A 26,935-nucleotide genomic window follows, 5' to 3' on the forward strand; every position below is an offset into this window, starting at 1 on the left:
CACCGCCCGCAACCCGCCGCCGCGACCGACGAGCACCCCGGGCGCGCCTGACATTTGTCACGGCCGGCCGTGCGGCACGCATTCACCGTCATGACTGATCGCACTGGATCCGCCATGGCCCGAACGGACAGACTCAGATCAGCCAGCAGGACCGAGGGCTGGACCGAACAGCGGAGGGAGTGGTCACGGTGGACGATCGCTACGACAGCTACTGCGCCGCCGACCGGCTGTTCTACGACTCGCTCGGCAGCGCGGTCGAACAGCCCACCTTCGCGGCGGCCCGGCGGCCCGTGCCCGACGGCTGGCGCTCGGAGCCGCTCGACGACTGGCTCATCTACGCCCCGGAGGGCGGTACGCTGCCCCAGCAGGGCTGGAAGATCCACGTGTCGGCGACCCTGGCCAACGCCGAGCGGGTGCTGGACACCGTCTGGGACTACTGCGTCCCGCGGGAGCTGTCGTTCAAGTTCCTCCGCGGCCCACGCACCCTGCTGCTGCGCAACTCCAAGTACGCCTCCCGCGGGGCCAGCGGCAAGTTCGTCACCGTCTATCCCCGTGACGACGCGGAGCTGGAGCTGGTCTGCAAGGAGCTGGACGAACTGCTCGCCGGCGAACCCGGCCCGTACATCCTCAGCGACCTGCGCCACGGCGCCGGGCCGGTGTACGTGCGCTACGGCGGCTTCGCGGCCCGCTACTGCCACTCCCCCGACGGCCAGGTCGTCCCGGCGATCGAGGACGACACCGGCACCCTCGTGCCGGACCGCCGCGACCCCGTCTTCCACGTGCCGTCCTGGGTGACGCTGCCCGACTTCCTCGGCCCGCACCTGGCCGCCCGCAACGCCACCAGCACCGACGAGGTGCCGTACCGGATCGAGAAGGTCATCCACTTCTCCAACGGCGGCGGCCTCTACGTCGGCCGGGACCTGCGCAGCGACACCCAGGTGGTGCTGAAGGAGGCCCGACCGCACGCCGGGCTGGACGCCGACGGCACCGACGCCGTCGCCCGGCTGGGCCGGGAGGCCGAGGCGCTGCGCCGCCTCGCCGACCTGCCGCAGGTGCCCCGGGTGCACGACGAGTTCACCCTCGGCGAGCACCGCTTCCTCGCGCTGGAGTTCGTCGAGGGCCGCGCGTTGAACAAGGTCCTGGTCGACCGGTACCCGCTGATCGACGCCGACGCCACGGACGCCGACCGCGCCGACTACACCCGGTGGGCGCTGGACGTCCACCGGCAGGTCGAGGAGGTCGTGCTGGCCATCCACGAGCGCGGCCTCGTCTACGGCGACCTGCACCTGTTCAACGTCATGGTCCGCCCCGACGACCGGATCGCGCTGGTGGACTTCGAGGTCGCCGCCCCGATCGACGGGCACCGCCGGCCGGGCCTGCGCAACCAGGGCTTCGCCGCGCCCCGGGACCGCACCGGTCCCGCCGTCGACCGGTACGCCCTGGCCTGCCTGCGACTGGCGCTGTTCCTGCCGCTGACCCAGCTGGTCCGGCTGACGCCGGCCAAGGCCGCGCACCTCGCCGACGTGATCGCCGCCCACTTCCCGGTGCCGAGGAAGCTCCTCGACGCCGCCGTGGAAGAGATCACCGGCGCCCCCGCCGCCGCGACGGCCGGCACGACCGGCACGACGACCGACGAACGGGCCGACGGAGCGGAGGCCGACCTCACCGTCGGCGTCGGGCCGGCCCACCGCGACCGGCTCGCCCGGGCGATCCTCGCCAGCGCGACACCCGACCGGGACGACCGGCTCTTCCCCGGCGACATCGAGCAGTTCCGCAGCGGCGGGCTCAACCTCGCCCACGGCGCCGCCGGGGTCCTGTACGCCCTGCACGCCAGCGGCGCCGGGCGCTGGCCCGACCACGAGCAGTGGCTCGTGCGCCGGGCCACGGTGCCCGCCTCCGGCACCCGGTGCGGCTTCTACGACGGCCTGCACGGCGTCGCGTACGCCCTGGAGCTGCTGGGCCGCCGGCAGGACGCCCTCGACGTGCTCGACATCTGTCTGCGGCAGCCGTCGGATGGGCTGGACCACAGCCTGGCCAGCGGCCTGTCCGGGATCGCGCTCAACCTCGCCGAGCTGGCCGGGCGCACCGGTGAGACGGCCCTGCGCGACGCGGCCTGGCGGGCCGCCGAGCGGGTCGTCGACCGGCTCGCCGACGACCCGGGGCCGGACGTCAGCGGGGGGCGGCACCCGTACGCCGGGCTGCTGCGCGGCCGGACGGGCCCGGCGCTGCTGCTGGTGCGGCTGCACGAGCTGACCGGCGACCCCGCCCTGCTGGAGCACGCCGCCACCGCCCTGCGCCAGGACCTGCGCCGCTGCGTGGTCCGCCCCGACGGCGCGCTGGAGGTCAACGAGGGCTGGCGCACCATGCCCTACCTCGGGCAGGGCAGCGTCGGCATCGGGCTCGTGCTCGACCAGTACCTGCGGCACCGCGCCGACGAGCGGTTCGCCGAGGCCAGCGCCGGCGTGCGCCGCGCCGCCCGGTCCCCGTTCTACGCGCAGTCGGGCCTGTTCGCCGGTCGCGCCGGCATCGTCGCCTACCTCGCGGCGTACCCGGACGACCCGGAACGGCGCCGCGAGCGGGACGCCCAGGTGCGGCGGCTGGCGTGGCACGCCCTGCCGTACGCGGACGGGACCGCGTTCCCCGGCGAGCAGCTGCTGCGGCTGTCCATGGACCTCGGCACCGGCACCGCCGGCGTGCTGCTGGCGCTGGCCGCCGCGCGGCACGACGCGCCGGTGGCCCTGCCGTTCCTCGCGCCCCTGGCGGGCGCCCCCGACTCCCTCGCCGACGCGAGGGCGACCGACCCCACCGACCAGCACGGAAGGAGGTGACACGACATGGCGCTTCTGGACCTCCAGGGCCTGGAGATGGCCCCCGCCGACCGCTCCGGCGGCGGCAGCAACGCGAGCCTGCTGCTCTGCGGCGACAGCTCGCTGTCCATCACGACCTGCAACTGACCAGGTCACCACGCGAGGCCCTGGGCGGGTAGACGTACCCGCCCAGGGCCGCACGTCTTTCCGGGAGGTCCGATGCGGACGCTGACCGGCTCCGACCGGCTGCTGCGCCGGGTGGTCCGCGACGGCGGCGGCTGGACGGTCCTGCTCGGGGCGGTCGCGCTCGCCGGCGCGGCCGCCGAACTGGCGCTTCCCGCGACGCTCGGGCTCGCCGTCGACGCCGCCGTCGGCGGTCACGGCTCCTGGTGGCCCGCCGCCGCCTGCGGGCTGGTCGCCGTCCTCGTCGTCACCGACGTCCTCGGCGACCTCGCCGGCGGGTACGGCGCGGCCCGCGCCACCGCCCTGCTACGCCGGCGCCTGCTGCGTCACCTGTTCGCCTCCGACGTGCGCACCGTCCGCCGGTACCCGGTGGGCGACCTGGTCGGTCGGCTCGTCGGCCAGGCCGCCGACGCCGGACAGGCCGGCACCGCCGTGGTGCTGGGCGTCGTCGCGCTGCTCCCCCCGGTCGGCAGCGTCGTGGCGCTCACCCTGATCGAGCCGCTGCTCGGCGTCACCCTCCTCGGCGGGCTGGCCCTGCTGGCGGTGCTCATGCGCGCGTTCGTCACCGACGCCTCCGCCGCAGTCGGCGGGTACCAGCGGGTGCTGGGCGCCATCGCGGGCCGCCTGCTGGAGGCGCTGGGCGGCGCCCGCACCATCGCCGCCGCCGCGACCGTCGACCGGGAACGCGACCGCGTCCTGGCGGCTCTGCCGGAACTGCGCGGGTACGGTCTGCTCGGCTGGCGGCTGCTGGCCCGGGCGAGCGCCCGCACCGCCGCCGTGGGTCCGGCGCTCCAGGTGGCCGTGGTGGCCGTCGGCGGGTACGCGCTCACCGCCGGCTGGCTCACCCCCGGTCAACTGGTCGCCGCAGTGCAGTACGCCGCCCTCGGCGCCGGGCTGGGCGCGGTGCTGGCCACCCTCAACCGGCTCGTCCGCAGCCGCGCGGCGGCCGGCCGGATCGCCGAGCCGCTTGCCCACCCGGTGCGCCGCGACGGCACCGAACCGCTGCCGCCCGGCCGCGGCGAACTGCGGCTGCGCGCCGTCGGCGTCCACGCCGAGGACGGCAGAGCGGTCCTCGACGGGGTCGACCTGACCGTGCCGGCCGGCGCCACGGTGGCCGTCGTCGGACGCTCCGGCGCCGGCAAGTCGACCCTCGCCGCGGTGGCCGGCCGGCTGCACGACCCGGACTCCGGCGAGGTGCTGCTCGACGGGGTGCCGCTGCGCCGGTTGCGCCCCGCCGCGCTGCGGCGGGCCGTCGGGCACGCCTTCGACCGGCCGGCCCTGGTCGGCGAGACGGTGCACGACGCGATCGGGCTCGCCCTGCCCGACGGGTCGGCACGCCCGCCCGCCGGCGGCGCCCCGGCCACGCCGGCCGTGCTCGTCGCGGCGCGGGCGGCGCAGGTCGCCGACGTCGTCGCCCGGCTGCCCGACGGGTTCCGCACCCGGCTGGTGGACGCGCCGCTGTCCGGGGGCGAGGCGCAGCGGCTGGGGCTGGCCCGGGCATTCCCCGCCGAACGGCTGCTGATCCTGGACGACGCGACGTCCAGCCTGGACACCGCCACCGAACACCGGATCGCCCGGGCGGTGGCCGACGGCGCACAGGGGCGTACGCGACTCGTGGTGACCCACCGCGCGACGACGGCGGCAGCGGCCGACCTGGTCGCCTGGCTCGACGGCGGACGGCTGCGGGCCGTGGCGCCGCACCGTCGACTGTGGGCCGACCCGGACTACCGGGCGGTCTTCGCACCCGGCGGTGCCGCCCCGTGAGCGGCGTACGCGGCACGACCTGGGGGGCGCTGCGCGCCCGCCGCCGGGCGCTGGGCCGGCTCGCCGCCTGGTCGGTGGCCGAGTCCCTGCCGGCGCTGCTCAGCGGGCTGCTCGTGGCCCGCGCCGTCGACCGGGGCTTCCTGGCCGGTCAGTTCGGCACCGGCCTGGCCTGGCTGGCCGGGCTCGCCGTGGCCGTGCTGGTCGGCGCGTCCGCCACCGGGCAGGTGTACCGCAGCCTCGGCGACGTGGTGGAGCCGTTCCGCGACGAACTGGCGGCCAGGGTCGTGCACGCCGCGCTGCGCGACGCCACCCGGGCCGGCGGCCGACCGGACAGCGCCGCCGTGACCCGGCTGACCCACCAGGTGGAAGTCGTCCGGGACACCTTCGGCGGGCTGCTGCTGGTGGTCCGCGGGTTCCTGTTCACCGCCGGCGCGGCGCTGCTCGGCCTGCTCGCCCTGGCGCCACCGCTGGCGGGCGCGGTGGCCGCTCCGCTGCTGGTCGGGCTGGCCGTGTTCGCCGCGGCACTGCCGGCGATGGTGGCGCACCAGCGGGCCCAGGTGGCCGCCGGGGAGGAACTCGGCCGGTCGGCGGCGTCCGCGCTGGCCGGGCACCGCGACGTGGTCGCCTGCGGCGCGCAGGACCGGGTCGTGGCCGGGGTCGCCCGGCGGGTGTCGGCGCAGGCCGACGCCGAGCGGACCCTCGCGCGGATGGCGGCGCTGCGCAGCCTCAGCCTCGGGCTCGGCGGCTGGCTGCCGGTGGTGGTGCTGCTGCTGGCCGCGCCGTGGCTGGTGCGGCACGGGCTCAGCACCGGCGCCGTGCTGGGCGCGCTGGTCTACGTCACCACCGGCCTGCAGCCCGCCCTGCACGCGGTCGTGCAGGGCGTGGGCGGCGGCGGCCTGCGCTACGCCGTCACCCTCGACCGGATCCTGCGCACCTGCCCGCCCCCCGGGCCGGTGCCGCGCCCGCCCGTCGTACCCGGGCCGGTGCCGCGCCCGCCCGCCGTTCCCGGCCCGGCGGCCGCCCCGCCCGCGGTCCGGCTGCGCGGGCTGACCTTCCGGTACGGCCCACACGCCCGGCCCGTCCTGGCGGACCTCACCCTGACCGTGGCCCACGGCGAGCACCTGGCGGTGGTGGGGCCCAGCGGCGCCGGCAAGTCCACGCTGGCCGCCCTGGTCGCCGGGCTGGTGCCGCCGGAATCCGGCACGGTGCACCTGGCCGGCACGCCCGTCGCCACCACCCCGCCCGAGGCGCTGGCCCGACTGCGGGTGCTGGTGCCGCAGGAGGCGTACGTGCGCAGCGGCACCCTCGCCGACAACCTGCGCTACCTGCATCCCGAGGTGGACGACGCGACCGTGGCGGCCGCCGTGGACGCCCTCGGGGCCCGCCCCCTGGTAACTCGCCTCGGGGGGCTCGACGCCGAGATCGACCCCGCCGCCCTGTCCACCGGGGAACGGCAGCTCGTCGCCGCGGTGCGGGCCTACCTGGCCCCGGCGCCGCTGGTGATCCTCGACGAGGCGACGTGCCACCTGGACCCGACGCTGGAGGCGACCGTCGAGCGCGCCTTCGCCCGCCGCCCCGGCACGCTGGTGGTGATCGCGCACCGGATCAGCTCGGCGACCCGCGCCCGCCGCGTGCTGGTGTTCGACGGCGACCGGCCGCTCGTCGGCACCCACGACGACCTGCTGGTCCGCTCCCCCACCTACCGCGAACTGGTCGGCCACTGGCAGGACGTCGCACCGCCGACCCGCGTGCCTATCGGCCGGGGGTGACCGCCCGCGTGACCGGTCACGCCCGGGACGCCACCGGCGATGCCGGATCGTGGTGAGCTGCGGCTCCACGCTCGGTCGGCGTCGTCGGTCTGCGCGCTGGTGAGCGCGGCGGGCCGGGGCGCCGTCAGATCCAGCCGGCCTCGCGGGCGACCCGCACCGCCTCCACCCTGGTGCGCGCGCCCGCCTTGCGGGTGATCCGCCCGAGGTGGTTGCGCACAGTCCCCGGCGAGAGCCCGAGCGTCCGGGCGATCTCCACGACCGGCGCCCCGGCCGCCGTCAGGTCGAGGATCTCGGTCTCTCGCACGGTCAGCGGGCTGTCCCTGACCAGCGCCGCCATCACCAGGTCGGCGTCGATCACCGACTCCCGCCGGGCCAGCCGCCGGACCCCGTCCACCACCCGCTGCGGAGCGACGTCGTTGCCGAGGATGCCGACGGTCCGACCCGGCGTGAGGACCCGGTGCAGGCTGCGCGCGCGGCGGTGGTCGGCGAGCACCAGCAGGGGGCACTGCCCGGCCACCCCCGCCCCGACGAGATCAAGGTCGACGACCGCCACGTCGGGGCGCTGCGCCCGGACCGCCGACGGGAGGGCGTCCTCCCGGTCCAGCTCCGCCACCACACTGATGTCATCCTCGGCGGCGAGGACGAGTGAAAGGGCGCCACGGACCAGGGCACCGTCGAGGGCCAGCAGGGTACGGATCACCGTTGACCTTCCCGAGCGTCGTCAGACCGAGCACGGACCGTCCGCATTCAAACACGTACCGAGCGGCGCCGCTCGGCTCAGGCGCCGCACGCTGTTCCGCGCGCAGCGCGGAACAGCATCGCTGTCCTCCGGGGCGGCGGAGAGAACGTCAGATCCACCCGTCGCGCCGGGCGCGCCACACCGCCTCCATCCGGTTGCGGGCCCCCGTCTTGCGCATGACCGCCGACAGGTGGTTGCGCACCGTGCCGTGCGCGAGGAACAGCCGGCGGGCGATCTCCTTGAGCGGCAGGCCCTCGGCGGCCACCCGCAGCACCTCCACCTCCCGACGGGTCAACGGGCTGGACGGGGGTAGCAGCACCGTCACGGCGACCGCCGCGTCGATGACCTTCCCGCCGGCGGCGAGTTCCCGGACGGCCTCGACCAGCGCCTCGAGCGACGCGTCCTTGCCGACCAGGCCGCGTACCCCGGCGGCCAGCAGGTCCCCGACCGCGGCCTGGCTCCACCGGCGCCCCATGCCCAGCACGGCCGTCTCGGGCGCCGCCCCGATGATCTCGGCAACCACCTCGACCGGCTGCGGCGCGTCCGACGCCAGGTCCACCACCACCACGTCGGGCCGGTGCCGACGCACCACGGCGGACAGCTCCGCCAGCCCGGCCACCTCGGCAGCGACCTCGATGTCCTCCTGGCTCGACAGCGCGGCGCACAGCGCGGTGCGCAGCAGCCCCATCTCCTCGGCAACGACAACGCGGATCAACGCGTAGCTCCGATCTCGGGTACGTGGTGGCCACCGAGTCCCCTGAACGGGACTGTGCGGGCCGGCCGCGTGGACGGATTGGGGGTCCCGCCCGCGACGTCGGACGTGGCGACGCTCACGGGCACCGTGTGACCACGCACCGGACGGTGCGACCGGACGGGCCGGACGACCGCGCGGGCGGGTCCGCCGGAACTCAGCCGGGGTGTGCGCTCATACCGTGGAGCCGGTCGCCGGATGCCACCGCTGGCTCTGCGGAGACGGCCACGCCGGGCCGAGAGCGGCACGGGCGAACGGCGGCGCGCCCCGCCCGGCGGCCCCCATCAGGGCGGTCGAGCGGGCGACGGGCAGCCTGCGCCGCCCCGGCGAGGGGGCGGCCCCCGGCACGGCGACGGGCGAAGGACGGAAAGTCGGGCGACGCACTGGGCAGCGACCTCCCCGTGTCGGGAACGTCGACACATCGTAAAGACGCGATCACTCGACCGCAGCTTGTGAACGCCTGGTGACGGATTGCCGACTGGATCGCCCACAACGGGGGTGGCGTGCGCTAGGCGCGCGGCACCCGGCCGGAAACGACGCAAGCCCCCGGCGAAGGGGGCTTGCGTCGTACGCGGGTGGTGCGGTCGGCCGCGATCAGGTCATGTCGTCGTAGCGGCGGTCGATCGGGGCGGGCGCGGCGACCGGCTCCGGGGCCGCGATCGGCTCGCTGGCGTTGACCCGCTGCCCGGCCTCGACCGGGTCCGCGTCGAACTCCAGCGGCGACACCTCGTCGTCGTCGATGCCGGCGTAGATCTCCTTGCCGCGGCCCTTGCGCTTGTCGTTGAGGTACGCGACGCCGACGGCGGCGAAGTAGAGCGCGCAGAGGCAGATCGCCAGCGCCGTCATCCCGAACGGGTCGGGCGTCGGGGTGACCACCGCGGAGAAGGCGAAGAAGACGAAGACCGCCACCCGCCACCAGCCCAGCAGCCGCTTCGCGCTGGCAATGCCGACGAAGTTCAGCATCAACACCAGCAGCGGGAACTCGAACGCCACCCCGAACAGCAGGATCAGGTTCGTCACGAACGAGACGTACCTGGTGATGTCCAGCGTCGTGTTGATGTCGCTGCCGGAGATGTCCAGCAGGAACTCCAGGCCCTTCGCGGTCACGAAGTACGCCAGCACCGCCCCGGCGGCGAACAGCGGCGCCGCCAGCCCGGTGAAGACGTACGCGTAGCGCCGCTCGTGCCGGTGCAGGCCCGGCGCGATGAACGCCCAGAGCTGGTAGAGCCAGACGGGCGCGGCGATGATCAGCCCGACCCACAGACCGATCTTCAGGTTCAGCAGGAACAGGTCGGCCGGGCCGAGCTGGACGAAGTCGCACGCGCCGTTCGTCGTCTGCGCCTGCGGCAGGTCACAGTACGGCCGCTTGAGCACGTTCAGCACCGGCCCGGCGAGCCAGATGCCGAAACCGAACCCGACCAGGATCGCCAGGGACGCCTTGAACAGCCGGTTGCGCAGCTCGCGGATGTGCTCGACCAGCGTCATCGAGCCGTCGGCGGCCCGCTTGAAGTTGCTCGGACCGCGCTTACGGAGAGCGAAGGCCACGGTGTTCGGGCCCTCGGTCAGTTGTCGCGGACGCGGTGCACCGGGTCAACGACCGGCTGCTGCTGCGGCGGGGCCTGGTGCGGAGCCTGCTGACCGGTGTGCGGCGGGAGCGGCTGGTAGCCGGCCTGCGCGTCGGCCTTCTCGGCGAGGTTGCGGTCGTCGTCGTGCAGGCTCTTGGTCTCGGCCTTGATGATCCGCAGCGACCGGCCCAGCGAACGGGCCGCGTCGGGGAGCCGCTTCGCGCCGAAGAGCAGGATCAGCACGACCACGAGTACGGCGATGTGCCACGGCTTGAGGGCACCCATGGGAAGCTCCAGTCGCTCTGTGTCGTCGTGAGGGGTGTACCGCAGCCATCGTACGTGCGCCGACGGCCGTTGCCACCCGCCGGGTTCGTCCCGGCCGGTGAAGTCTTGACCAACCCGGGATGTCCCGTCAACACTCCCCCGACGGACCGTTCCTGCGCGGTACCGGACCGGATCGCGCAGGGACGCGACACCGATCGATCAACCGCCGCGCTTGGCCTTGATCAGCTCGACTCGCCGGTGGGTGACGTCGAGCTGCTGCTGGAGGGCCTCGGCCCGCTGCTGGAGGGCCTCCGCGGTGTCCCGCAGCGCCTCCGCCTCGGTCGCCCGTCGTTGCAGGGCGACGGCCGCGCGGCGCAGCCGGGGCAGCCGCGCCAGCACCGGCCGGACGGCCAGGGCCAACACGACGAGCGCGAACAGCACCACCGCGAGCACGATCCACTTCACCACGGCGGCCAGCCTACTGGGTGCCCGCGGTCACCGCCGGGTCGGCCGAGGGCGTGTCCGACCCGTCCGCCGGGCGTCGGGGCGCGGCCGGGGTCGGCGTCGCGTACGCGTCGAGCGCGGCGGTCGCCGCGGCCCGGACCTGCTCGGCCAGCTCGGCCGGGGCGACCACGGCGACGTCCGGCCCCAGCCCCAGCACGAAGCGACGGGCCCAGCCCAGGTCGGTGACCCGCAGCGAGACCAGCCACTGGTCACCGGCGCCGGCCTCGACCCGCTCGCACGGGTAGTACTCGGTGATCCACCGCTCGCCCCGGCCGACCCGCAGGGTGATCAACGGCAGGTCCGGCGAGGGCCGGAACACGCCGTCGGTGAGGTCGTGCGGGCGGGCCTGCGGCGGCACCATCGCCGGCTCGTCCAACTCGGTGACCGCGTCGATCCGGTCGACCCGGAACAGCCGCACCGCCTCCGCCCGGCGGCACCACGCCTCCACGTACGCGCGGCCACCGACCATCAGCATCCGCAGCGGATCGACGACGCGGTCCGTGGTCTCGTCCCGCGCCGCCGTGTAGTAGGTGATGCGCAGCGCCCGGCCGCTCTCGACGGCGGCCCGCAGCTCCTGCACCCGGCGGGTGTCGGCGGGCAGCCGGACCTCGACGGGCGCGGCCACCAGGTCCCCGGCCGCATTCTCGATCTTGGCGAGGGCCCGCTCGACGGCCTCCCGGTTGGCCACCCCGGGCGTCTCGGCGAGCATCCGCAGCGCCACCACCAGCGCGAGGGCCTCGTCGGGGGTGAGCCGCAGCGGCCGGTCGATGCCGGCGTCGTAGGTGATGGTCACCCGGTCGCCGTCGAAGGCCATGTCGATCAGGTCGCCCGGGCCGTAGCCGGGCAGCCCGCACACCCACAGCAGTTCCAGATCCTCGCGCAGCTGCCGCTCGGTGACGCCCAGGTCACCGGCGGCCTCGGCGATCTCGATACCGGGCCGGGCGAGCAGGTAGGGCACCAGGTTCAGCAGCCGGGCCAGCCGGTCGGCCGACGCGCGGGAGCCGCCACGGGCGGCCGGCCGGGTCACCGGGCACCCCCGACGACGGCGAGGTCGTCGTGCCGGGCCGCGATCTCCTTGAGCCGCTGGATGACCGCCTCCCGCACCTCGGGCGGGTCGAGCACCCGCACGTCCGGACCGTAGCCGACGAGCTGGCCGGCGAGGACGTCCACGTCGGCGTACGGCAGGACGAGCCGGTCGCCGTCGGGCCCGGCGGTGACGCCGACCGCCCAGCGGCGCAGCCCGGCGGCGCGGCCCGGGGCGGCCAGCACGGTGGCCCGCCCGGTGCGCTCCACCGGCCCCGACCAGCGGGCCACGTGGCTGATCAGGTCGACCCCGGCCGGCGGCTCGTAGCCGCCCGGCGCGCCCGTCACCCGGACCGCGCCGACCACCCGCGACAGCCGGAAGCAGCGGGTCGCCTCGCGGTCGAGGTCGTGGCCGACCACGTACCACCGGCCCCGCCAGCAGACCACACCCCACGGCTGCAACCGGCGGCGGTTCGGCTCGTCGCGGTCGGGCACCCGGTAGTCGAAGGTGACCTCCCGCCGGTCCCGGGCGGCGGCGGTGAGCGGCGCGAACGCCGGGTCCACCGTCACCATCGGCTCCAGGCCCAGCGTGGCCTGCGGATCCACGTCGACGCCGGCGGCGCGCAGCTTCGCCAGCCCGGAGGAGGCGGCGGCGGCCAGCCCGGCGTGCTGCCACAGCCGCGCGGCGATGCCCACCGCGGCGGCCTCGTCCGGTTCGAGGGGGATGTCCGGCAGCGCGTACTCGCGGTGGGCGATCCGGTAGCCGGGCTCCGCGTCGAAGACGCTCGCCGTCCCGGTCTCCAGCGGTACGCCCAGCTCACGCAGCTCGGCCTTGTCCCGCTCGAACTTGCGCTGGAACGCCTCGTGGTCGCGCGCGTCCTCCGGATCGTGCTCGTAGCCGGGCACGGTCGCGGCGATCTGCGCGGCGGTCAGGAACCGTCGCGTGGACAGCAGGCAGATCACCAGGTTGACCAGGCGTTCGGTGCGGGTCCGCGACACGGGTAGACGCTAGCAGCCCGCGCGTCGGGCACGTGCACCCACGCGGGCACCACGTGGGTCGCGTCGCACCGGCCCCGCGTCCGGTCCGCCCGCACGGCACGTCCGGCGGTCATACAGTGACCTGGTGGCGCGGCCGGAGGTCAAGACGGAGAGCGTCGGCACCGTCGTGGTCGCCGGGGCCGCCAACCTCGCCATCGCCGTCGCCAAGCTGGTCGCCGGGCTGATCTCCGGGTCGGCGGCGATGCTCTCCGAGGCCGTGCACTCCGTCGCCGACACCACCACCGAGGTGCTGCTCTACCTCGCGCTGCGGCGCGGGGCGCGGCCGGCAGACGCCCGCCACCCGTTCGGGTACGGAAAGGAGAGCTACGTCTGGGCCTTCCTGGCGGCGGTGTTCACGTTCGTCGCCGGCGCCGGCTTCGCCATCACCCACGGCGTCACCACCATCCTGGTGCACGAGCACCGGAACGACTACCTGGCCGCCTACGTCGTGCTGGCCGTGTCGTTCGCCATCGAGTCGGTCTCGCTGGCCCGCGCCGTACGCCAGATCCGCACCGAGTCCCTGCAGTTGCACACCACACCACGCCGGTTCCTGCGGCTGACCGCCGACCCCGCCGTCAAGGCGGTGTTCTTCGAGGACGCCGCGGCCCTGATCGGCTTGGTGCTGGCCGCCGTCGGGGTGGCCCTGTCCCAGCTCACCGGCGAGGAGGTGTGGGACGGCCTGGCCTCCATCCTGATCGGGGTGCTGCTGCTCGTGGTCGCCACCGTCCTGGCCCGCAGCAACATCTCGCTGCTGGTCGGTCGGGCGGTGCCCGAGCGGGTGCACCGCGAGATCGCCGGCGAACTCGCCGGGCTGGCCACCGTGCGCCGACTCGACACGCTGCTGACCATGCAGCTCGGGCCGGACGACGTCCTGGTCGCCGCGAAGCTGGACTTCGACGACGCGGCGAGCGGCGCGACCATCGAGGCCGTTGCCGACGAGGCCGAGCGCCGCCTCACCGCCCGCTACCCGCAGATCCGGTACGTCTTCCTCGACCCCACCGGCACCCCACGCGGCGGCGCCCGGCGGCCGGACGACCCCGCCGGCTGACCCGCCCTGCCCTCCCCGGCCGCCCGCCCTTGCCCTCCCCGGGCCGCCCTGCTCCAGCCGCCCCGCCCGGCGGCATCGCCCGGCCGCCCCCGGGCGCGGCCGACCGGGGCGGCGACGCTAGCGTGCCGGGCATGGTGCGATGGCGGTCCGGAACGGTGACGGCGCTGCGGCGGCAGTGGACCGGGGCGGTGGAGCTCGACGTCGACCTGCCCGACGGCGCCACGGTCCGCGCCCTGGCCTACCCCGAACTGGTCGGCCGACCCGAGCCCGGCGATCGGGTGCTGCTCAACGCCGGCGCGCTGCTGATGGGCCTCGGCACCGGCGGGTACGCCCTGGTCGTGGCACTGCCCGACCGGCTGCCGCCGGACCCGCCGCAGGCCCTCGACACCCGCGACGCCGGTCACCTCGTCAAGGCCCGCTACACCCCGCTGCAGCCGATCCTGCTCGGCGTCGACGAGGAGGCGTCCCCACACCGCGAGGTCCTGGCCGCCGCCGACGACCTGGGCGGCCTGCCGGTCGTCACCGCCGACCTGCACTCCGCGCTGCCGGCGGTCCTGGCCGGCATCCACGCCGACGCCCCGGACTCCCGGGTCGCGTACGTGCTGACCGACGGCGGGGCGCTGCCCGCCTGGTTCTCCCGCACCCTCGCCGGGCTGCGCGACCACCTCGCCGGCACGGTCAGCGTCGGCCAGGCGTTCGGCGGCGACCTGGAGGCGAGCACCGTGCACAGCGGCCTGCTGGCCGCCCGCCACGTCCTGGGCGCCGACGTGGCGATCGTCGCCCAGGGACCCGGCAACCTCGGCACCGGCACCCGGTGGGGCTTCTCCGGCGTGGGCGTCGGCGAGGCCGTCAACGCCGTCGCCACGCTGGGCGGGCGCCCGGTCGGGTCGCTGCGGATCTCCAACGCCGACCCCCGGCCCCGGCACCGGGGCGTGTCGCACCACAGCCTCACCGCGTACGGCCGGGTGGCCCTCGCCCCCGCCGCGCTGGTGGTGCCCGCCGGACTGGACCCGGCGCTGGCCCGCGAGGTGGACGCCGCGCTGGCCCCCCTCGCGGCACGGCACACCGTCGTCCGGGTGCCCACCGACGGGCTCGACGCCGCGCTGCGGGCGACACCGGTGCCGCTGTCCACCATGGGTCGGGGCCTCGACGCCGACCACGCGTACTTCCTGGCCGCCGCCGCGGCCGGCCGGCACGCCGCCCGCCTGCTGACCTGACCCGGCCCGAGCCCGACCCGGACGCCGGACGACCGACGTGCCCGGCGGCCGCCCTCAGGTCGCCAGGTAGCCCTGCCGCACGATGCGCTCGGCGGCCTTCTCGTACACCGCCGGGTCGTCCGGGACCAGGGTGCCCAACCCGTCAACGTAGCGGTTGTACATGCAGAACGCCGCCGCGATCAGGACCGCGTCGTGGATCTCCAGGTCCGTCGCGCCGGCACCCCGGGCGGCCTCCACCAGCTCCACCGTCACGTCCCGGCCGCTGCGCTGCACGGCCTCGGCGATGCGCAACAACGCCCGCAGCTTCTCGCTGACCTCCGCGTCCACCGGATCGACGAGGACCCGGTCCACCAGCGGCATGCCGGAGGGGAGCTGCGCCGCCGCGAAGGCCGAGTGCGTCGCGCAGCAGAACCGGCACTCGTTCAGCCCCGACACGTACGCCGCGATCAGCTCCCGCTCCCCGGGCGTCAGCGTCGGGTGCGGGGCGCGCAGCAGCGCCTCCGCCAGCGCGTTGAGGGGCTTGGCCGTCTCCGGCCGGAACCGCATCGGGCCCCGGATGCCCGGATGCTCCCGCTCGTCGATACCGAGGTCGATGTGTGCGATGACGTCACCATCCCTTGCCGCCACGGCGGGCGTGCCCGGTCCACGGACCGACAACGCCGAACGGGACGATCGTCCCAGCGCCGCCGGGCCGAGGCCACTTCAAGCTTGCGGTGCCGCCCGGGCCCGGTCAGGCCGTGCCGACCAGCGCCGCCCGGGAGGGTCAGGCCATGAAGATCAGGGCGAGCCAGGCACCCACGATCAGCACCAGCGCGAGCGCCAGCACCCAGGTGGGCACCGTGTACTCGCCGCGCCGGTTGCGCTCGATCTCGGCGCGGATCTTCTCGCGGCGGCGCTCGACCCAGTTCTGCCGCGCCCGGCCGCTGTCGGGAGGTTCGGAAGTCGTCATGGCGCGGTCAGCCTACCGGGCCGGCCGACCCGGCAGGCGGTCACCACCACACCGGGCCGGCCCACACCGTCACATGCTGGCGATCAGCCGCTCCACCCGCTCGTCGTACGCCCGGAACGGATCCTTGCAGAGCACCGTGCGCTGCGCCTGGTCGTTCAGCTTCAGGTGCACCCAGTCGACGGTGAAGTCACGCCGCTTCTCCTGGGCGTGCCGGATGAACTCGCCGCGCAGCCGGGCCCGGGTCGTCTGCGGCGGAGTCTCCTTCGCCTCGAAGATCTCCGGGTCGGTGGCCACCCGGTCCACCTCGCCGCGCCGCTCCAGCAGCCCGTAGAGGCCCCGGCCCCGACGCAGGTCGTGGTAGGCGAGATCCATCTGGGCGACCCGCGGATGCGACAGCGGCAGGTCGTGCTTGCGCTGGTAGCGCTCGATCAGCCGCAGCTTGGTCACCCAGTCAATCTCCCGGGCCACCGGCTCCAGGTCGCCGGTCTCCACCGCGCGCAGCACCCGACCCCACAACTCCACCACCCGCTTGGCGGTCTGGTCGCCGCCGCGGCGCTCCACGAACTCGGTCGCCTTCGCCAGGTATTCCTGCTGGATCTCCAGCGCGCTGACCTCCTTGCCGGAGGACAGCCGCACCTTGCGCCGGCCCGTGATGTCGTGCGACACCTCGCGGATAGCCCGGATCGGGTTCTCCAGCGTCAGGTCCCGCATCACCACCCCGGCCTCGATCATCCGCAGCACGATGTCGGCGGTGCCGACCTTGAGCAGCGTGGTGACCTCGTTCATGTTGGAGTCGCCGACGATCACGTGCAGCCGGCGGTAGCGCTCCGCGTCCGCGTGCGGCTCGTCGCGCGTGTTGATGATCGGCCGGCTCCGGGTGGTCGCCGACGAGACGCCCTCCCAGATGTGCTCGGCCCGCTGCGACAGGCAGTAGACCGCCCCGCGCGGCGTCTGCAACACCTTGCCGGCGCCGCAGATCAACTGCCGCGTGACCAGGAACGGGATCAGCACGTCGGCCAGTCGGCCGAACTCGCCGTGCCGGGAGACCAGGTAGTTCTCGTGGCAGCCGTACGAGTTTCCGGCCGAGTCGGTGTTGTTCTTGAACAGGTAGATCTCGCCCGCGATGCCCTCGTCGTGCAACCGCTTCTCCGCGTCGACCAGCAGCCCCTCCAGGATTCGCTCGCCGGCCCGGTCGTGCGCGACCAGGTCCACCACCGAATCGCACTCCGGCGTGGCGTACTCCGGGTGCGAGCCGACGTCGAGGTAGAGCCGGGCGCCGTTGCGCAGGAACACGTTGCTCGACCGGCCCCAGGACACCACTCGGCGGAAGAGGTACCGGGCGACCTCGTCGGGGGACAGCCGCCGCTGCCCGCGGTAGGTGCAGGTGACGCCGTACTCGGTCTCAAGGCCGAAGATTCGCCGCTCCATGATGAGACATTAGCCGCCCGAGGCCCCAGATGGGCAGCCTCACCACGTCGTCTCACGCCAGGGACGCCCGCCGGCCCGCCGGGGGCCATGCCGCGCGCGCCGGCCCCGCCGTCACCCGGGCACGACCTCGCCGTACGCCCGCCGGCGGCGTCCCAGGTGGACCGTGCCGCCGCACGGGCGCACCGGCACGAAGACGGCGTCACGCCGGTGCGGGCGTCGTCCGGCCCGGTCGATCCACGCGGGTCGGTCGGGACCGGCCCGCCGCGGCCGGCCCGCCGACCTGCGGGCGTACGACGACCGCGCGGGCGCCCGGGCCCACGGCCCCGACGCCCGCGCGACCGACTCCGCTACGCCTCGGGGGCCTCCGGCTGCTGACCCTCCAGGTCCGCCGAGCCGGCCGACGTGGTGGGCTTCCCCGCCTCCTCGGTCGGCGCGGTTGGGGTCTCCGGACGGGCCGGCACGGCCGGCTCCTCGGCCTTGCCGCCGTCGAGCAGGGCGGTCAGCGCCGCCCCGGTGATGCGGCGGAACGTCCGTCCCACCCGGCGCCGGTCCAGGACCGCCACCTCCAGCTGGTTCGCGGCGATGGTGCGGGACGCGCCGCCCTCGCCCCCGACGCTGCCCAGCGCCTGCACCGCGACCTTCACCGCCTCGCTCAGCGACATGTCCGGACGGTGGTGGGACTTCAGCACGCCGGTGATCGCCTCGGCCTGCCCGCCCATCGCCATCCGGCCCGGCTCGTCGTTGACGGAGCCGTCGTAGGTGAGCCGGTAGAGCTCGTCGTCCTCGGCGGTGGCGCCGACCTCGGCCACGCAGATCTCCACCTCGAACGGCTTCGACTGCTCGGTGAAGATGGCGCCCAGGGTCTGCGCGAACGCGTTCGCCAGGGCCCGGCCCGTGACGTCGCGCCGGTCGTAGCTCAGGCCGTTCAGGTCGGCCATCCGCACGCCGGCGCGGCGCAGGTTCTCGAACTCGTTGTAGCGACCGACGGCGGCGAAGCCGATCCGGTCGTAGATCTCACTGACCTTGTGCAGGGCGCTGGAGAGGTTCTCGGCGACGAAGAGCACCCCGCCCTCGTAGCTCAGGACGACCGCGCTGCGGCCCCGGGCGATGCCCTTGCGGGCCAACTCGGAGCGGTCGCGCATGATCTGCTCGGGCGAGGCGTAGAACTGCATGGCCACGGCGGCGGTTCTCCTTCAGGGCGCTGTGTCGACGGCTGCTGACTGGTGCGGGCGGGAGCGGATCAACCGCCCGGATTCTCCATCCGGCCGGAGACCACGCTCTCGGCGATCGCCGACATCTCCTCGTCGGTGAGCCGGTGGGTACCCTCCGCCGTCGCCGTCATCACCACCGGGTAGATCCGGCGGATCAGATCCGGCCCGCCGGTGGCGGTGTCGTCGTCGGCCGCATCGTAGAGCGCCTCGACCGCGAGCCGGACCGCCTCGTCGATCGAGAGACCCGGCTGGAAGCGCTTCTTCAGCGCGGAGCGGGCGAACAACGAACCGGAGCCGATCGCGTCGTAGCCGGTCTCCTCGTACGGACCGCCGGTGACGTCGAAGCTGAAGATGCGGCCGGCCCGCGCCGGGTCCTTCGCGGCCAGGTCGAAGCCGGCGAAGAGCGGGATCACCGCCAGGCCCTGCATGGCGGCGCCCAGGTTGCCGCGGATCATCGAGGCGAGCCGGTTGGCCTTGCCGTCGAGCGAGAGCATCGCGCCCTCGATCTTCTCGTAGTGCTCCAGCTCCACCTGGAACAGTCGCATCAGCTCGATGCCGATGCCCGCCGTGCCCGCGATGCCCACCAGGGAGTACGCGTCGGCCGGGTGCACCTTCTCGATGTCGCGCTGGGCGATCAGGTTGCCCATGGTGGCCCGCCGGTCGCCCGCCATCACGACGCCGCCGGCGGCCGAGATGGCCACGATGGTCGTCGCGTGTGGCGCCATGTCGGCGGCCATGCCCGGCGGCAGCGGCCGTCGGCCGGGCAGCATCTCGGGGGCCACCTTGCTCAGGAACGAGGTGAAGGAGGACGTCCCCGCGTTGGTGAACACATCTGGTAGACGCCCGGATGGATCAAAACCCGCTGCCACGTGGTTCCTCTCAGATATGTGATCGCCCCGGCCAGCCGCGACTGATCGTCACGGAACTGGCCGAGACCACCGTTGCAGTTGAAGCACAATATCCCGCGCACCCAGCCGGTGCGATGATCGTGGTCCAGATGTTGGGGGTCCGGCGTGCCGCAGATTGCGCAGACACCGCCCTGCTCGGCCAGGAGCTCGTCGAACTCCTTCTGCCCCACTCCGTAGCGCCGCCGCAGGTGGTACTCGCGGCTGCCGCCGTGAAGCCGCGTCCGCGACTCCTTGCCCTTCTCGTTGTGACAGGGCTTGCAGTATCGGCCGTAGCCGCTCCGCCCGGAGCGGTTACGAGGGAAGTCCTCCAGCACCTTGGTCACGCCGCACGCCGGGCACCGGCGGTGCCCCTCCGGCACCGCCGGCGGTTGACGCACGTCGCGGCCGTGCTGTTCGCGAACCCGCTTGGCGTAGCTCGCCTTCGAACGCGCGTTGAAGCACGGCTTGCAGTAGCTACCGCGGCCGTCGGGTCGCCGGCTGTTGGCGCAGAATTCCGCTAGCGGCTTCCACGCGCCGCAGTCGCGGCAACGGCGCTCTCCGTCTCGGTCATCCAACCGTCGGGGCATGTCCGAAATGCCAGATAGGCCCTATTCTCCCCCTTTTTGGACATAGCCGCGGACAAATTCCTCGGCGTTCTCCTCCAGGACGGAGTCGATCTCGTCGAGCAGGTCGTCGACGTCCTCGGTGATCTCGGCGTGCCGCTCGGCGACCTCCGGGTTCGCCTCGGTGGTGACGTCCTCGATCTCCTCGCCCTGCCGGGACTTGCCCGACTGCGACTGCCCGCCGCTGTCACGAGTGGCCATTGCTGCCTCCTCCACGATCGCCTGCGATCAACTTACCTCGCGCAGGCGACGAAAAGCCCGCCGCGCGCCGGCTTCGGCACGCGGCGGGAATCCGTCCACGCCGATCAGCCGCCGGTGAGGGTCTCGAGCAGGTCCTTCGCGCTCGGGCAGCGGTCGAAGAGCGCGCCGACGTGCTTGCGGGTGCCGCGCTCGGGCTCCATCATCGGCACCCGCACCAGCGACTCCCGGCCCACGTCGAAGATGACCGAGTCCCAGCTGGCCGCGACCACCTCGGAGGCGTACTGGGCCAGGCAGCGGCCGCGGAAGTAGGCGCGGGTGTCCTCCGGCGGCTCGGTCATCGCGGTGCGGGTCTGCTCGTCGTCGAGCAGGGTCTTCATCGCGCCCCGGGAGACCAGCCGGTGGTAGAGCCCCTTCTCCGGGCGGACGTCCGAGTACTGCAGGTCGACCAACTGGAGCTTGTGCGAGCCCCAGCCGAGCTTCTCGCGCTCCCGGTAGCCCTCCAGCAGCCGCAGCTTCGCCACCCAGTCCAGCTCGTCGGCGCAGAGCATGACGTCGCGGCCCAGCCGGTCCAGCACGCCCTCCCAGCGGGCGAGCACGTCCAGGGTCTGCTCGTCGGCGTCGGCGCCGTAGCGGTCGTCCACGAAGGACCGCACCCGCTCGTAGTACGCCCACTGCACGTCCAGGGCGGTGAGTCGCCGCCCGTCGCGCAGCCGCATCAGGTGGGTGAGCGACGGGTCGTGGCTGACCGCGCGCAGCTCGCTGACCGGGTCGGCGATGCCCAGGTCGGAGCCGAGCGCCTTCTCCTCGATCATGGTGAGGATCAGCGCGGTGGTGCCGACCTTGAGGTAGGTGGAGATCTCCGACAGGTTCGCGTCGCCGATGATGACGTGCAGCCGCCGGTACTTGTCGGCGTCGGCGTGCGGCTCGTCGCGGGTGTTGATGATCGGCCGCTTGAGGGTGGTCTCCAGGCCGACCTCGACCTCGAAGAAGTCGGCGCGCTGGGAGATCTGGAAGCCGCTCTGCCCGCCGTCCTGCCCGATGCCGACGCGGCCGGCGCCGCAGACGATCTGCCGGGTCACGAAGAACGGCGTCAGGTACGCCACGATGTCGGCGAAGGCCGTCTGGCGGCGCATCAGGTAGTTCTCGTGGGAGCCGTAGCTGGCGCCCTTGTTGTCGGTGTTGTTCTTGTAGAGGTGGATGGGCTGGGTGCCGGGGATGGTGGCGGCGCGGCGGGCCGCCTCGGCCATCACCCGCTCCCCCGCCTTGTCCCAGCGCACCAGGTCCCGGGGGTTGGTCACCTCGGGTGTGGAGTATTCCGGGTGGGCGTGGTCGACGTAGAGCCGCGCGCCGTTGGTGAGTATCACGTTGGCCAGCCCGAGGTCCTCGTCGGCGAGCGCCTCGGCCGGGTCGTACGCGGCGCCGGAGTAGGTGAAACCGCGCGCGTCCCGCAGCGGCGACTCCTCCTCGTAGTCCCAGCGGGCCCGGCCGCCCCGGTTGAGTTCCGGGCGCGCCCCGTAGGCGTTGACCACCTGGGAGGAGGTGACCATGGGGTTGGCGCCGGCCTGGCCGGGCACGGAGATGCCGTACTCGACCTCGGTGCCCATGATCCGTCTTACGCTCATCGACCTACCTGCTTCGCTCGCCCGACCCGGTCCCCCGTCACGTCGAGCGTAGTCGGCCGCGCGGCGGATGGGGGCGCGCCGGACCGGGGCGGCAGGCGCGGGCCGGGCGGGGACGGGTGGGTCCGGACGGGACGGGGCCCGCGGCGCGTCGCGCCGCGGGCCCCGTGCGGGTGTGGGTCAGAGGTACTGACCGGTGTTGCTGGCCGTCTCTATCGACCGGCCGGCCTCCGCGCCCTTGCCGCCGGAGACGAGCGTGCGGATGTAGACGATCCGCTCGCCCTTCTTGCCGGAGATGCGGGCCCAGTCGTCGGGGTTGGTGGTGTTGGGCAGGTCCTCGTTCTCCCGGAACTCGTCGACGCAGGCGTCGAGGAGGTGCTGCAGGCGCAGGCCCTTGCGGCCGGAGGTGAGGAACTCCTTGATGGCCATCTTCTTGCCCCGGTCGACGATGTTCTGGATCATCGCGCCGGAGTTGAAGTCCTTGAAGTAGAGGACTTCCTTGTCGCCGTTGGCGTAGGTGACCTCGAGGAAGCGGTTCTCCTCGGTCTCCGAGTACATCCTCAGCACGACCGCGTCGATCATGGCCGCGACGGTGGCCTGGGGGTCGCCGCCGTGCTCGGCCAGGTCGTCCGGGTGCAGGGGCAGCCCGGAGAGGATGTACTTGGAGAAGATGTCCTTGGCCGCCTCGGCGTCCGGACGCTCGATCTTGATCTTCACGTCGAGCCGGCCGGGGCGCAGGATCGCCGGGTCGATCATGTCTTCCCGGTTGGAGGCGCCGATGACGATGACGTTCTCCAGGCCCTCCACGCCGTCGATCTCGCTGAGCAACTGCGGGACGATCGTGTTCTCCACGTCGGAGGAGACACCGGAGCCCCGGGTCCGGAACACCGAGTCCATCTCGTCGAAGAACACGATGACCGGGGTGCCCTCGCCGGCCTTCTCGCGGGCCCGCTGGAAGATCAGCCGAATGTGCCGCTCGGTCTCGCCGACGTACTTGTTGAGCAGCTCCGGGCCCTTGATGTTGAGGAAGAAGCTGGTGTGCCGCTCCTTGCCCTCCCGCTCGGCGATCTTCTTCGCCAGCGAGTTGGCCACCGCCTTGGCGATCAGCGTCTTGCCGCAGCCGGGCGGGCCGTAGAGCAGGATGCCCTTCGGCGGGCGGAGCTGGTGCTCCCGGAACAGATCGGCGTGCAGGAAGGGCAGCTCCACCGCGTCGCGGATCTGCTCGATCTGGGCGTGGAGGCCGCCGATGTCGGTGTAGTCGACGTCGGGCACCTCCTCCAGGACCAGCTCCTCGACCTCGCTCTTCGGGATCCGCTCGTAGGCGTACGCCGAGCGGGGCTCGATCATGAGCGAGTCGCCGGCCCGGATCGGCGAGCCGATCAGGGTCTCGGCGAGGTGCACGATCCGCTCCTCGTCGGAGTGCGAGACCACCAGCGCCCGGTCGCCCGGGCTGCCGTCGGGACCCGCGAGGATCTCCTTGAGCATGACCACCTCGCCGACCCGCTCGTAGCCGAACGCGTCGACGATGTTGAGCGCGTCGTTGAGCAGGACCTCCTGGCCGCGCCGCAGCTCGGCGACGTCCAGCGAGGGCGAGACGGCGACCCGGAGCTTGCGTCCGCCGGTGAACACGTCCACCGTGCCGTCGTCGTGCCGCGCGAGGAAGACGCCGTAGCCACTCGGTGGCTGCGCGAGGCGGTCGATCTCCTCCTTGAGCGTCACGATCTGCGCGCGGGCCTCCTTGAGGGTGCTCACGAGCCGGTCGTTGTTCTCGGTCAGCCGCGCCAACTGTGCCTGGGTGGCCGCCAGCCGCTCTTCGAGCTGCCGGACGTGTCGGGGGCTTTCGGTCAACTTGCGCCGCACCAGAGCGAGTTCCTCTTGAAGGAACGCGACCTGCGTGGAGAGATCGTGGGCCTCCTTCTCCCACCGTGCGGCGCGCGAGTCCGCGTCGTCGCTGCGTGCCACGTCCCACCTCCCCGGGGGGCTTGAACGTTCTGCCCTAACACTAGCCGCTATGAGGCCGATTCGGTCCCACGCAACGCGCTCGTCACCGAACCTTGATCGCCAAGGGTGGCCCCGGGGGCCGGTCCGGGCGTTCGGGTACCGTCGGGGCGTGGGACGGGAGAACATGGGGGGTGCGCCGTGGCGGAGGTCATGACCGACCAGCTACAGGTCTGGGTGGACCAGGATCTCTGCACGGGCGACGGGCTCTGCGTGCAGTACGCGCCGGAGGTCTTCGAGTTCGACGTCGACGGGCTCGCCTACGTCAAGGGCCCCGACGGTGAGCTGCGGCTCGCGCCGGGCAGCCGGGTCGACGTGCCCGAGCACCTGCGCCTCGAGGTGATCGACTCGGCGAAGGAGTGCCCGGGCGAGTGCATCCACGTCGTACGCGGCAGCGACGGCGTCGAGGTCGCCGGCCCGGAGGCCGAGGAGGACTGAGCGCCCCGCCCTCCCGCGCCGCCGAGGGGCGGGAGGGCTGCCGGGCGTACGCCTCAGAGCATCGGGCGGCCGACCACCGAGGCGACCAGGCGGGCGAACTCCTCCAGCCGGGCGATCTGCCCCGCGCCACCGTCGTCGAGGGTCTTGCCGAAGCGCAGCGCGTCGTGCCGGGGCGCGCCCACCGCCTCGTCGCTGGGCGGCGCCTCGTCGAGCGAGGTCAGCAGCAGGTAGACGTCGATGCTGTCGACCCGGATGCCGCCGTTGTCGTCGCGGGTGAGCCGGCGCCGGCAGCCGACCTCGGTGACCGTGGAGACCGGCACCACCCGCAGCGAGGACGTCATCGACCCGGGTGGCCCCTCCCCCGGCGGCACGTCCTCGCCGTGCCAGAGGACGAGCCGGCTGCCGTCGCAGACCACGACCTCCTGCCACACCCCGTTGACCTCGTTGACGAAGCGTTCCAGGGTGAAGCCGAGCACCGACGCACCGCGCAGCACCCCGCCCAGCGCCTCCAGTGCGACGTCGGGGTCGCGCAGGTAGGCGCGGGCCGCCGATTCGAGGTCCTGGTAGGGCGACCAGTCCGGGAACACCGCCGGCAGGTCTCCGCCGCCGAAACCCGGCCGGTTCATGCCACCTCCCCGTAGCCGTGCCACCGGCCCGCACCGGCCGGCAGGTTCCGTCCGCTCACTCCCAGCCGCCCCGTTCCACGGTCACGGCTGCGTCGTGTCCCCGGCCGCGGCCGGCTCCGCCGCGGCGGCCCGCGCGGCGGCGGCCTGTCGGACCGCCTCCGCCTCGCGCAGCGCCTGCCGACGTTCGGCGTACGCCTCGGCGCCCTTGCTGGGCTTGCGGCGTCGCGGCGGCGCGGTGACGCCCGGAGCGAGCTTACGCGCGGACACCAGGAACGCGGTGTGCGCGATCATGCGGTGGTCCGGGCGCACCGCCAGCCCTTCGGCGTGCCAGTCGCGCACCAGCGACTCCCAGGCGCGCGGCTCGGTCCAGCCGCCGCGCTCGCGCAGCGCCTCGACCAGCTCGGACAGCTGCGGGGTGGTGGCGACGTAACCGATGAACACGCCGCCGGGCACCAGGGCCCGCTCGACCATGTCGAGGGTCTCCCACGGGGTGAGCATGTCGAGGATGATCCGGTCGAAGCCCGTCTCGGTGCAGGTGGCGACGTCGCCGACGTGCAGGTGCCACGCCGGGTGCGGCCCGTTGAAGAAGGCCTCGACGTTGCGCTTGGCGATCTGGGCGAAGTCGTCGCGCACCTCGAACGAGTGCAGCTCGCCCTCGGTGCCGACCGCGCGCAGCAGCGAGCAGGACAGCGCCCCGGAGCCGGCCCCGGCCTCCAGGACCTTGGCGCCCGGGAAGATGTCGCCCATGGCGACGATCTGGGCGGAGTCCTTCGGGTAGATCACCTGCGCGCCGCGCGGCATGGAGAGCACGTAGTCCGAGAGCAGCGGGCGCAGGGCCAGGAACGCGGTGCCGCCGCCGGAGGTGGTGACCACGCTGCCGTCGGGCAGGCCGATCAGCGTGTCGTGCTCCAGGATGCCCCGGTGGGTGTGGAACGCCTTGCCCGGCTCCAGGGTGACCGTGTGCATCCGCCCCTTGGGGTCGGTCAGCTGCACCCGGTCGCCGGGCCGGAACGGCCCACGGTGCACGGGGGGCAGCGCCCGGGTGTCGGCGGGCACCGCGGTGCCCGGGTCGGCCGGGGCGGCGGGGGGAGTTGCGGTCACGTGTTCATCTTCCGTTGAGGTTCGAGGAGCTGAGCCAGATCCGCGATGTGCAGGATGCCGACGACATCTTCGCCTGAGGTCACCACGTACTGCGCGCCCGGGTGGGTCTGTACCGCCTCCATCACCCGCTCCCCGTCGAGCCCGACCGGCATGGCGGGCAGGTCGGCCAGCGACCGGGCGACCGCGTCGACGGCCAGCCAGGGGCGGCGTTCCGCCGGCACGGCCTCCGCCGCGGCGGGGTCGACCAGGGCGACCGGCCGCCCGGCGGAGTCGGTGACCAGGAGCGCGGCGCCCGGCGTGGCGCCGGCGGCCCGCCGCTGCGCCTCGGCCAGCGGCGTGCCGGTGGGCACGGCGAGCACCGGCCGGGACAGCCGGGACAGGTCGATCAGCGGGAAGCGGCGGCTGATCCGCGCCATCCGGATCGACTGCCCGGCGCCGCGCCAGAGGGTGAACGCGACGAGCAGCATCAGCGGCAGCGCCAGCGGCGCCAGGTCGCCGGTGAGGGCGAACAGGGTGACCAGCGCGGCGGTGCCGACGGCGACGGCGCGCCCCACCCACCCGGCGACCTCGGTGCCCCGGTGCCGGTCGTGGGTCACCGCCCAGACCGCCGCCCGCAGCGCCCGGCCGCCGTCGAGCGGCAGCCCCGGCAGGATGTTGAACAGCGCGACGATGACGTTGCTCACCGCCAGCTGGAACGCGAGCTGGTTGGCCAGGGTGCGGTCGGGCAGGGCGAGGGTGGCGGCGACGGCGACCGCGCCGAGCACGGCGGAGACGGCGGGGCCGGCGAGCGACACCAGCAGGTCGACGCGGGGAGACGGGGCGTCGCGGTCCATCTCGGTGTAGCCGCCGAGCAGCTCCAGGGTGATGCCGCGCACACCGATGCCGTACCGGCGGGCGGTCAGGGCGTGGCCGAGCTCGTGCAGGAGCACCGAGCCGAGCAGGGAGACCACGAAGCCGAAGCCGATCAGGTAGCCGGCGAGCTGGGACAGGTCGAGCTGGCGGCGGGCGAACTCCGCGTACAGCACGGTCACCAGCAGGGTGAGCAGCACCATCGAGCCGTTGAGGTGCAGCGGCACCCCGAAGACCCGGCCCACGGTCAGGCCGGGCCGCGGGTCGGGCCGGCGCCGCGGTTGCCTCGTCTGCTCCATCGGACCGATGCTACGCGGCGGGGGATCATGCGCC

At 74.0% G+C, this 26,935-nt stretch carries 26 protein-coding genes; 7 read left to right on the plus strand and 19 right to left on the minus strand.

Going from position 1 to position 26,935, the window contains the following annotated elements:
• Positions 1–188 precede the first annotated feature (188 nt).
• The 4 genes from lanKC (at position 189) to ACGF5G_RS12970 (ending at position 6,523) form a co-directional block, all read left to right on the plus strand.
• Positions 189–2,828, plus strand: a complete 2,640-nt coding sequence (gene lanKC, locus ACGF5G_RS12955) for a class III lanthionine synthetase LanKC (RefSeq protein WP_393262130.1) — start codon at positions 189–191, stop codon at positions 2,826–2,828.
• A 6-nt stretch (positions 2,829–2,834) separates the two neighbouring features.
• The gene (locus tag ACGF5G_RS12960; RefSeq protein WP_357697056.1) at positions 2,835–2,954 is read left to right on the plus strand and encodes a SapB/AmfS family lanthipeptide; all 120 of its coding nucleotides are present in this window, start codon (positions 2,835–2,837) and stop codon (positions 2,952–2,954) included.
• 72 nt (positions 2,955–3,026) lie between these two features.
• Positions 3,027–4,754 (plus strand): ATP-binding cassette domain-containing protein, encoded by a 1,728-nt coding sequence (locus ACGF5G_RS12965; RefSeq protein WP_393262133.1) that lies wholly within the window; start codon positions 3,027–3,029, stop codon positions 4,752–4,754.
• Positions 4,751–6,523, plus strand: coding sequence for an ATP-binding cassette domain-containing protein (locus ACGF5G_RS12970; protein ID WP_393262134.1), 1,773 nt, complete (start codon positions 4,751–4,753; stop codon positions 6,521–6,523). Before ACGF5G_RS12965 ends, ACGF5G_RS12970 begins: the two co-directional genes overlap by 4 nt.
• A 124-nt stretch (positions 6,524–6,647) precedes the next feature.
• Here ACGF5G_RS12970 and ACGF5G_RS12975 read toward each other — a convergent pair whose 3' ends face one another.
• From ACGF5G_RS12975 to ACGF5G_RS13005, 7 genes are all read right to left on the minus strand, one after another.
• Positions 6,648–7,223 carry a response regulator transcription factor gene (locus ACGF5G_RS12975; RefSeq protein WP_393262136.1) on the minus strand — a complete coding sequence of 192 codons (576 nt, stop codon included), beginning with the start codon at positions 7,221–7,223 and terminating at the stop codon, positions 6,648–6,650.
• 148 nt (positions 7,224–7,371) lie between these two features.
• Positions 7,372–7,977: a LuxR C-terminal-related transcriptional regulator gene (locus tag ACGF5G_RS12980; RefSeq protein ID WP_393262138.1), complete on the minus strand. Its 606-nt coding sequence runs from the start codon at positions 7,975–7,977 to the stop codon at positions 7,372–7,374.
• A gap of 630 nt (positions 7,978–8,607) precedes the next feature.
• On the minus strand, positions 8,608–9,558 hold the full coding sequence (tatC, locus tag ACGF5G_RS12985) for a twin-arginine translocase subunit TatC (protein ID WP_393262139.1): 951 nt from the start codon (positions 9,556–9,558) through the stop codon (positions 8,608–8,610).
• Between the two features lie 17 nt (positions 9,559–9,575).
• Positions 9,576–9,863 (minus strand): Sec-independent protein translocase subunit TatA, encoded by a 288-nt coding sequence (tatA, locus tag ACGF5G_RS12990; protein WP_393262142.1) that lies wholly within the window; start codon positions 9,861–9,863, stop codon positions 9,576–9,578.
• A 198-nt stretch (positions 9,864–10,061) separates the two neighbouring features.
• Positions 10,062–10,310, minus strand: coding sequence for a hypothetical protein (locus ACGF5G_RS12995; protein WP_357456897.1), 249 nt, complete (start codon positions 10,308–10,310; stop codon positions 10,062–10,064).
• Between the two features lie 10 nt (positions 10,311–10,320).
• The gene (locus tag ACGF5G_RS13000) at positions 10,321–11,373 is read right to left on the minus strand and encodes a helix-turn-helix transcriptional regulator (RefSeq protein WP_393262144.1); all 1,053 of its coding nucleotides are present in this window, start codon (positions 11,371–11,373) and stop codon (positions 10,321–10,323) included.
• A complete protein-coding gene (locus ACGF5G_RS13005; RefSeq protein ID WP_393262146.1) occupies positions 11,370–12,368 on the minus strand; it encodes a helix-turn-helix transcriptional regulator in 999 nt (332 codons plus the stop codon). The genes ACGF5G_RS13000 and ACGF5G_RS13005 overlap by 4 nt, the downstream gene beginning before the upstream one ends.
• 124 nt (positions 12,369–12,492) lie before the next feature.
• On the opposite strand from ACGF5G_RS13005, the gene ACGF5G_RS13010 reads away from it, so the two are divergent.
• On the plus strand, positions 12,493–13,455 hold the full coding sequence (locus tag ACGF5G_RS13010) for a cation diffusion facilitator family transporter (RefSeq protein ID WP_393262149.1): 963 nt from the start codon (positions 12,493–12,495) through the stop codon (positions 13,453–13,455).
• A 131-nt stretch (positions 13,456–13,586) separates the two neighbouring features.
• Complete coding sequence (locus ACGF5G_RS13015; protein WP_393262152.1) at positions 13,587–14,672, plus strand: DUF3866 family protein; 1,086 nt, start codon at positions 13,587–13,589, stop codon at positions 14,670–14,672.
• Positions 14,673–14,726: 54 nt separating this feature from the next.
• Here ACGF5G_RS13015 and ACGF5G_RS13020 read toward each other — a convergent pair whose 3' ends face one another.
• The 9 genes from ACGF5G_RS13020 to arc all read right to left on the minus strand — a co-directional run bounded on the left by ACGF5G_RS13020 (position 14,727) and on the right by arc (position 23,552).
• Complete coding sequence (locus tag ACGF5G_RS13020) at positions 14,727–15,275, minus strand: carboxymuconolactone decarboxylase family protein (RefSeq protein WP_393262622.1); 549 nt, start codon at positions 15,273–15,275, stop codon at positions 14,727–14,729.
• Between the two features lie 160 nt (positions 15,276–15,435).
• A complete protein-coding gene (locus tag ACGF5G_RS13025) occupies positions 15,436–15,621 on the minus strand; it encodes a hypothetical protein (RefSeq protein WP_393262154.1) in 186 nt (61 codons plus the stop codon).
• A gap of 69 nt (positions 15,622–15,690) precedes the next feature.
• Positions 15,691–17,049 (minus strand): Pup--protein ligase, encoded by a 1,359-nt coding sequence (gene pafA, locus ACGF5G_RS13030; RefSeq protein WP_350685647.1) that lies wholly within the window; start codon positions 17,047–17,049, stop codon positions 15,691–15,693.
• A 347-nt stretch (positions 17,050–17,396) separates the two neighbouring features.
• A complete protein-coding gene (prcA, locus tag ACGF5G_RS13035; RefSeq protein ID WP_393262157.1) occupies positions 17,397–18,227 on the minus strand; it encodes a proteasome subunit alpha in 831 nt (276 codons plus the stop codon).
• A gap of 62 nt (positions 18,228–18,289) precedes the next feature.
• Positions 18,290–19,129 (minus strand): proteasome subunit beta, encoded by an 840-nt coding sequence (gene prcB / locus ACGF5G_RS13040; RefSeq protein ID WP_172896527.1) that lies wholly within the window; start codon positions 19,127–19,129, stop codon positions 18,290–18,292.
• Positions 19,048–19,491, minus strand: coding sequence for an endonuclease VII domain-containing protein (locus ACGF5G_RS13045; RefSeq protein WP_393262160.1), 444 nt, complete (start codon positions 19,489–19,491; stop codon positions 19,048–19,050). Before ACGF5G_RS13045 ends, prcB begins: the two co-directional genes overlap by 82 nt.
• Positions 19,492–19,755: 264 nt before the next feature.
• Positions 19,756–19,971, minus strand: a complete 216-nt coding sequence (locus ACGF5G_RS13050) for a ubiquitin-like protein Pup (RefSeq protein WP_088993750.1) — start codon at positions 19,969–19,971, stop codon at positions 19,756–19,758.
• A 104-nt stretch (positions 19,972–20,075) separates the two neighbouring features.
• The gene (dop, locus tag ACGF5G_RS13055; protein ID WP_393262163.1) at positions 20,076–21,593 is read right to left on the minus strand and encodes a depupylase/deamidase Dop; all 1,518 of its coding nucleotides are present in this window, start codon (positions 21,591–21,593) and stop codon (positions 20,076–20,078) included.
• Positions 21,594–21,770: 177 nt separating this feature from the next.
• Positions 21,771–23,552, minus strand: coding sequence for a proteasome ATPase (gene arc / locus ACGF5G_RS13060; protein WP_350685640.1), 1,782 nt, complete (start codon positions 23,550–23,552; stop codon positions 21,771–21,773).
• 177 nt (positions 23,553–23,729) lie between these two features.
• On the opposite strand from arc, the gene ACGF5G_RS13065 reads away from it, so the two are divergent.
• Positions 23,730–24,026 carry a ferredoxin gene (locus ACGF5G_RS13065; protein ID WP_350685639.1) on the plus strand — a complete coding sequence of 99 codons (297 nt, stop codon included), beginning with the start codon at positions 23,730–23,732 and terminating at the stop codon, positions 24,024–24,026.
• Positions 24,027–24,079: 53 nt separating this feature from the next.
• On the opposite strand, the gene ACGF5G_RS13070 is transcribed toward ACGF5G_RS13065, so the two are convergent.
• The 3 genes from ACGF5G_RS13070 to ACGF5G_RS13080 all read right to left on the minus strand — a co-directional run bounded on the left by ACGF5G_RS13070 (position 24,080) and on the right by ACGF5G_RS13080 (position 26,901).
• Positions 24,080–24,652, minus strand: a complete 573-nt coding sequence (locus tag ACGF5G_RS13070) for a hypothetical protein (RefSeq protein ID WP_350704280.1) — start codon at positions 24,650–24,652, stop codon at positions 24,080–24,082.
• An 81-nt stretch (positions 24,653–24,733) separates the two neighbouring features.
• Complete coding sequence (locus ACGF5G_RS13075) at positions 24,734–25,753, minus strand: tRNA (adenine-N1)-methyltransferase (RefSeq protein ID WP_393262168.1); 1,020 nt, start codon at positions 25,751–25,753, stop codon at positions 24,734–24,736.
• On the minus strand, positions 25,750–26,901 hold the full coding sequence (locus ACGF5G_RS13080) for a M50 family metallopeptidase (RefSeq protein WP_393262171.1): 1,152 nt from the start codon (positions 26,899–26,901) through the stop codon (positions 25,750–25,752). The genes ACGF5G_RS13075 and ACGF5G_RS13080 overlap by 4 nt, the downstream gene beginning before the upstream one ends.
• Positions 26,902–26,935: the final 34 nt, after the last annotated feature.

The organism is Micromonospora sp. NPDC047730 (genome assembly GCF_043204765.1).
Lineage (GTDB): Bacteria > Actinomycetota > Actinomycetes > Mycobacteriales > Micromonosporaceae > Micromonospora.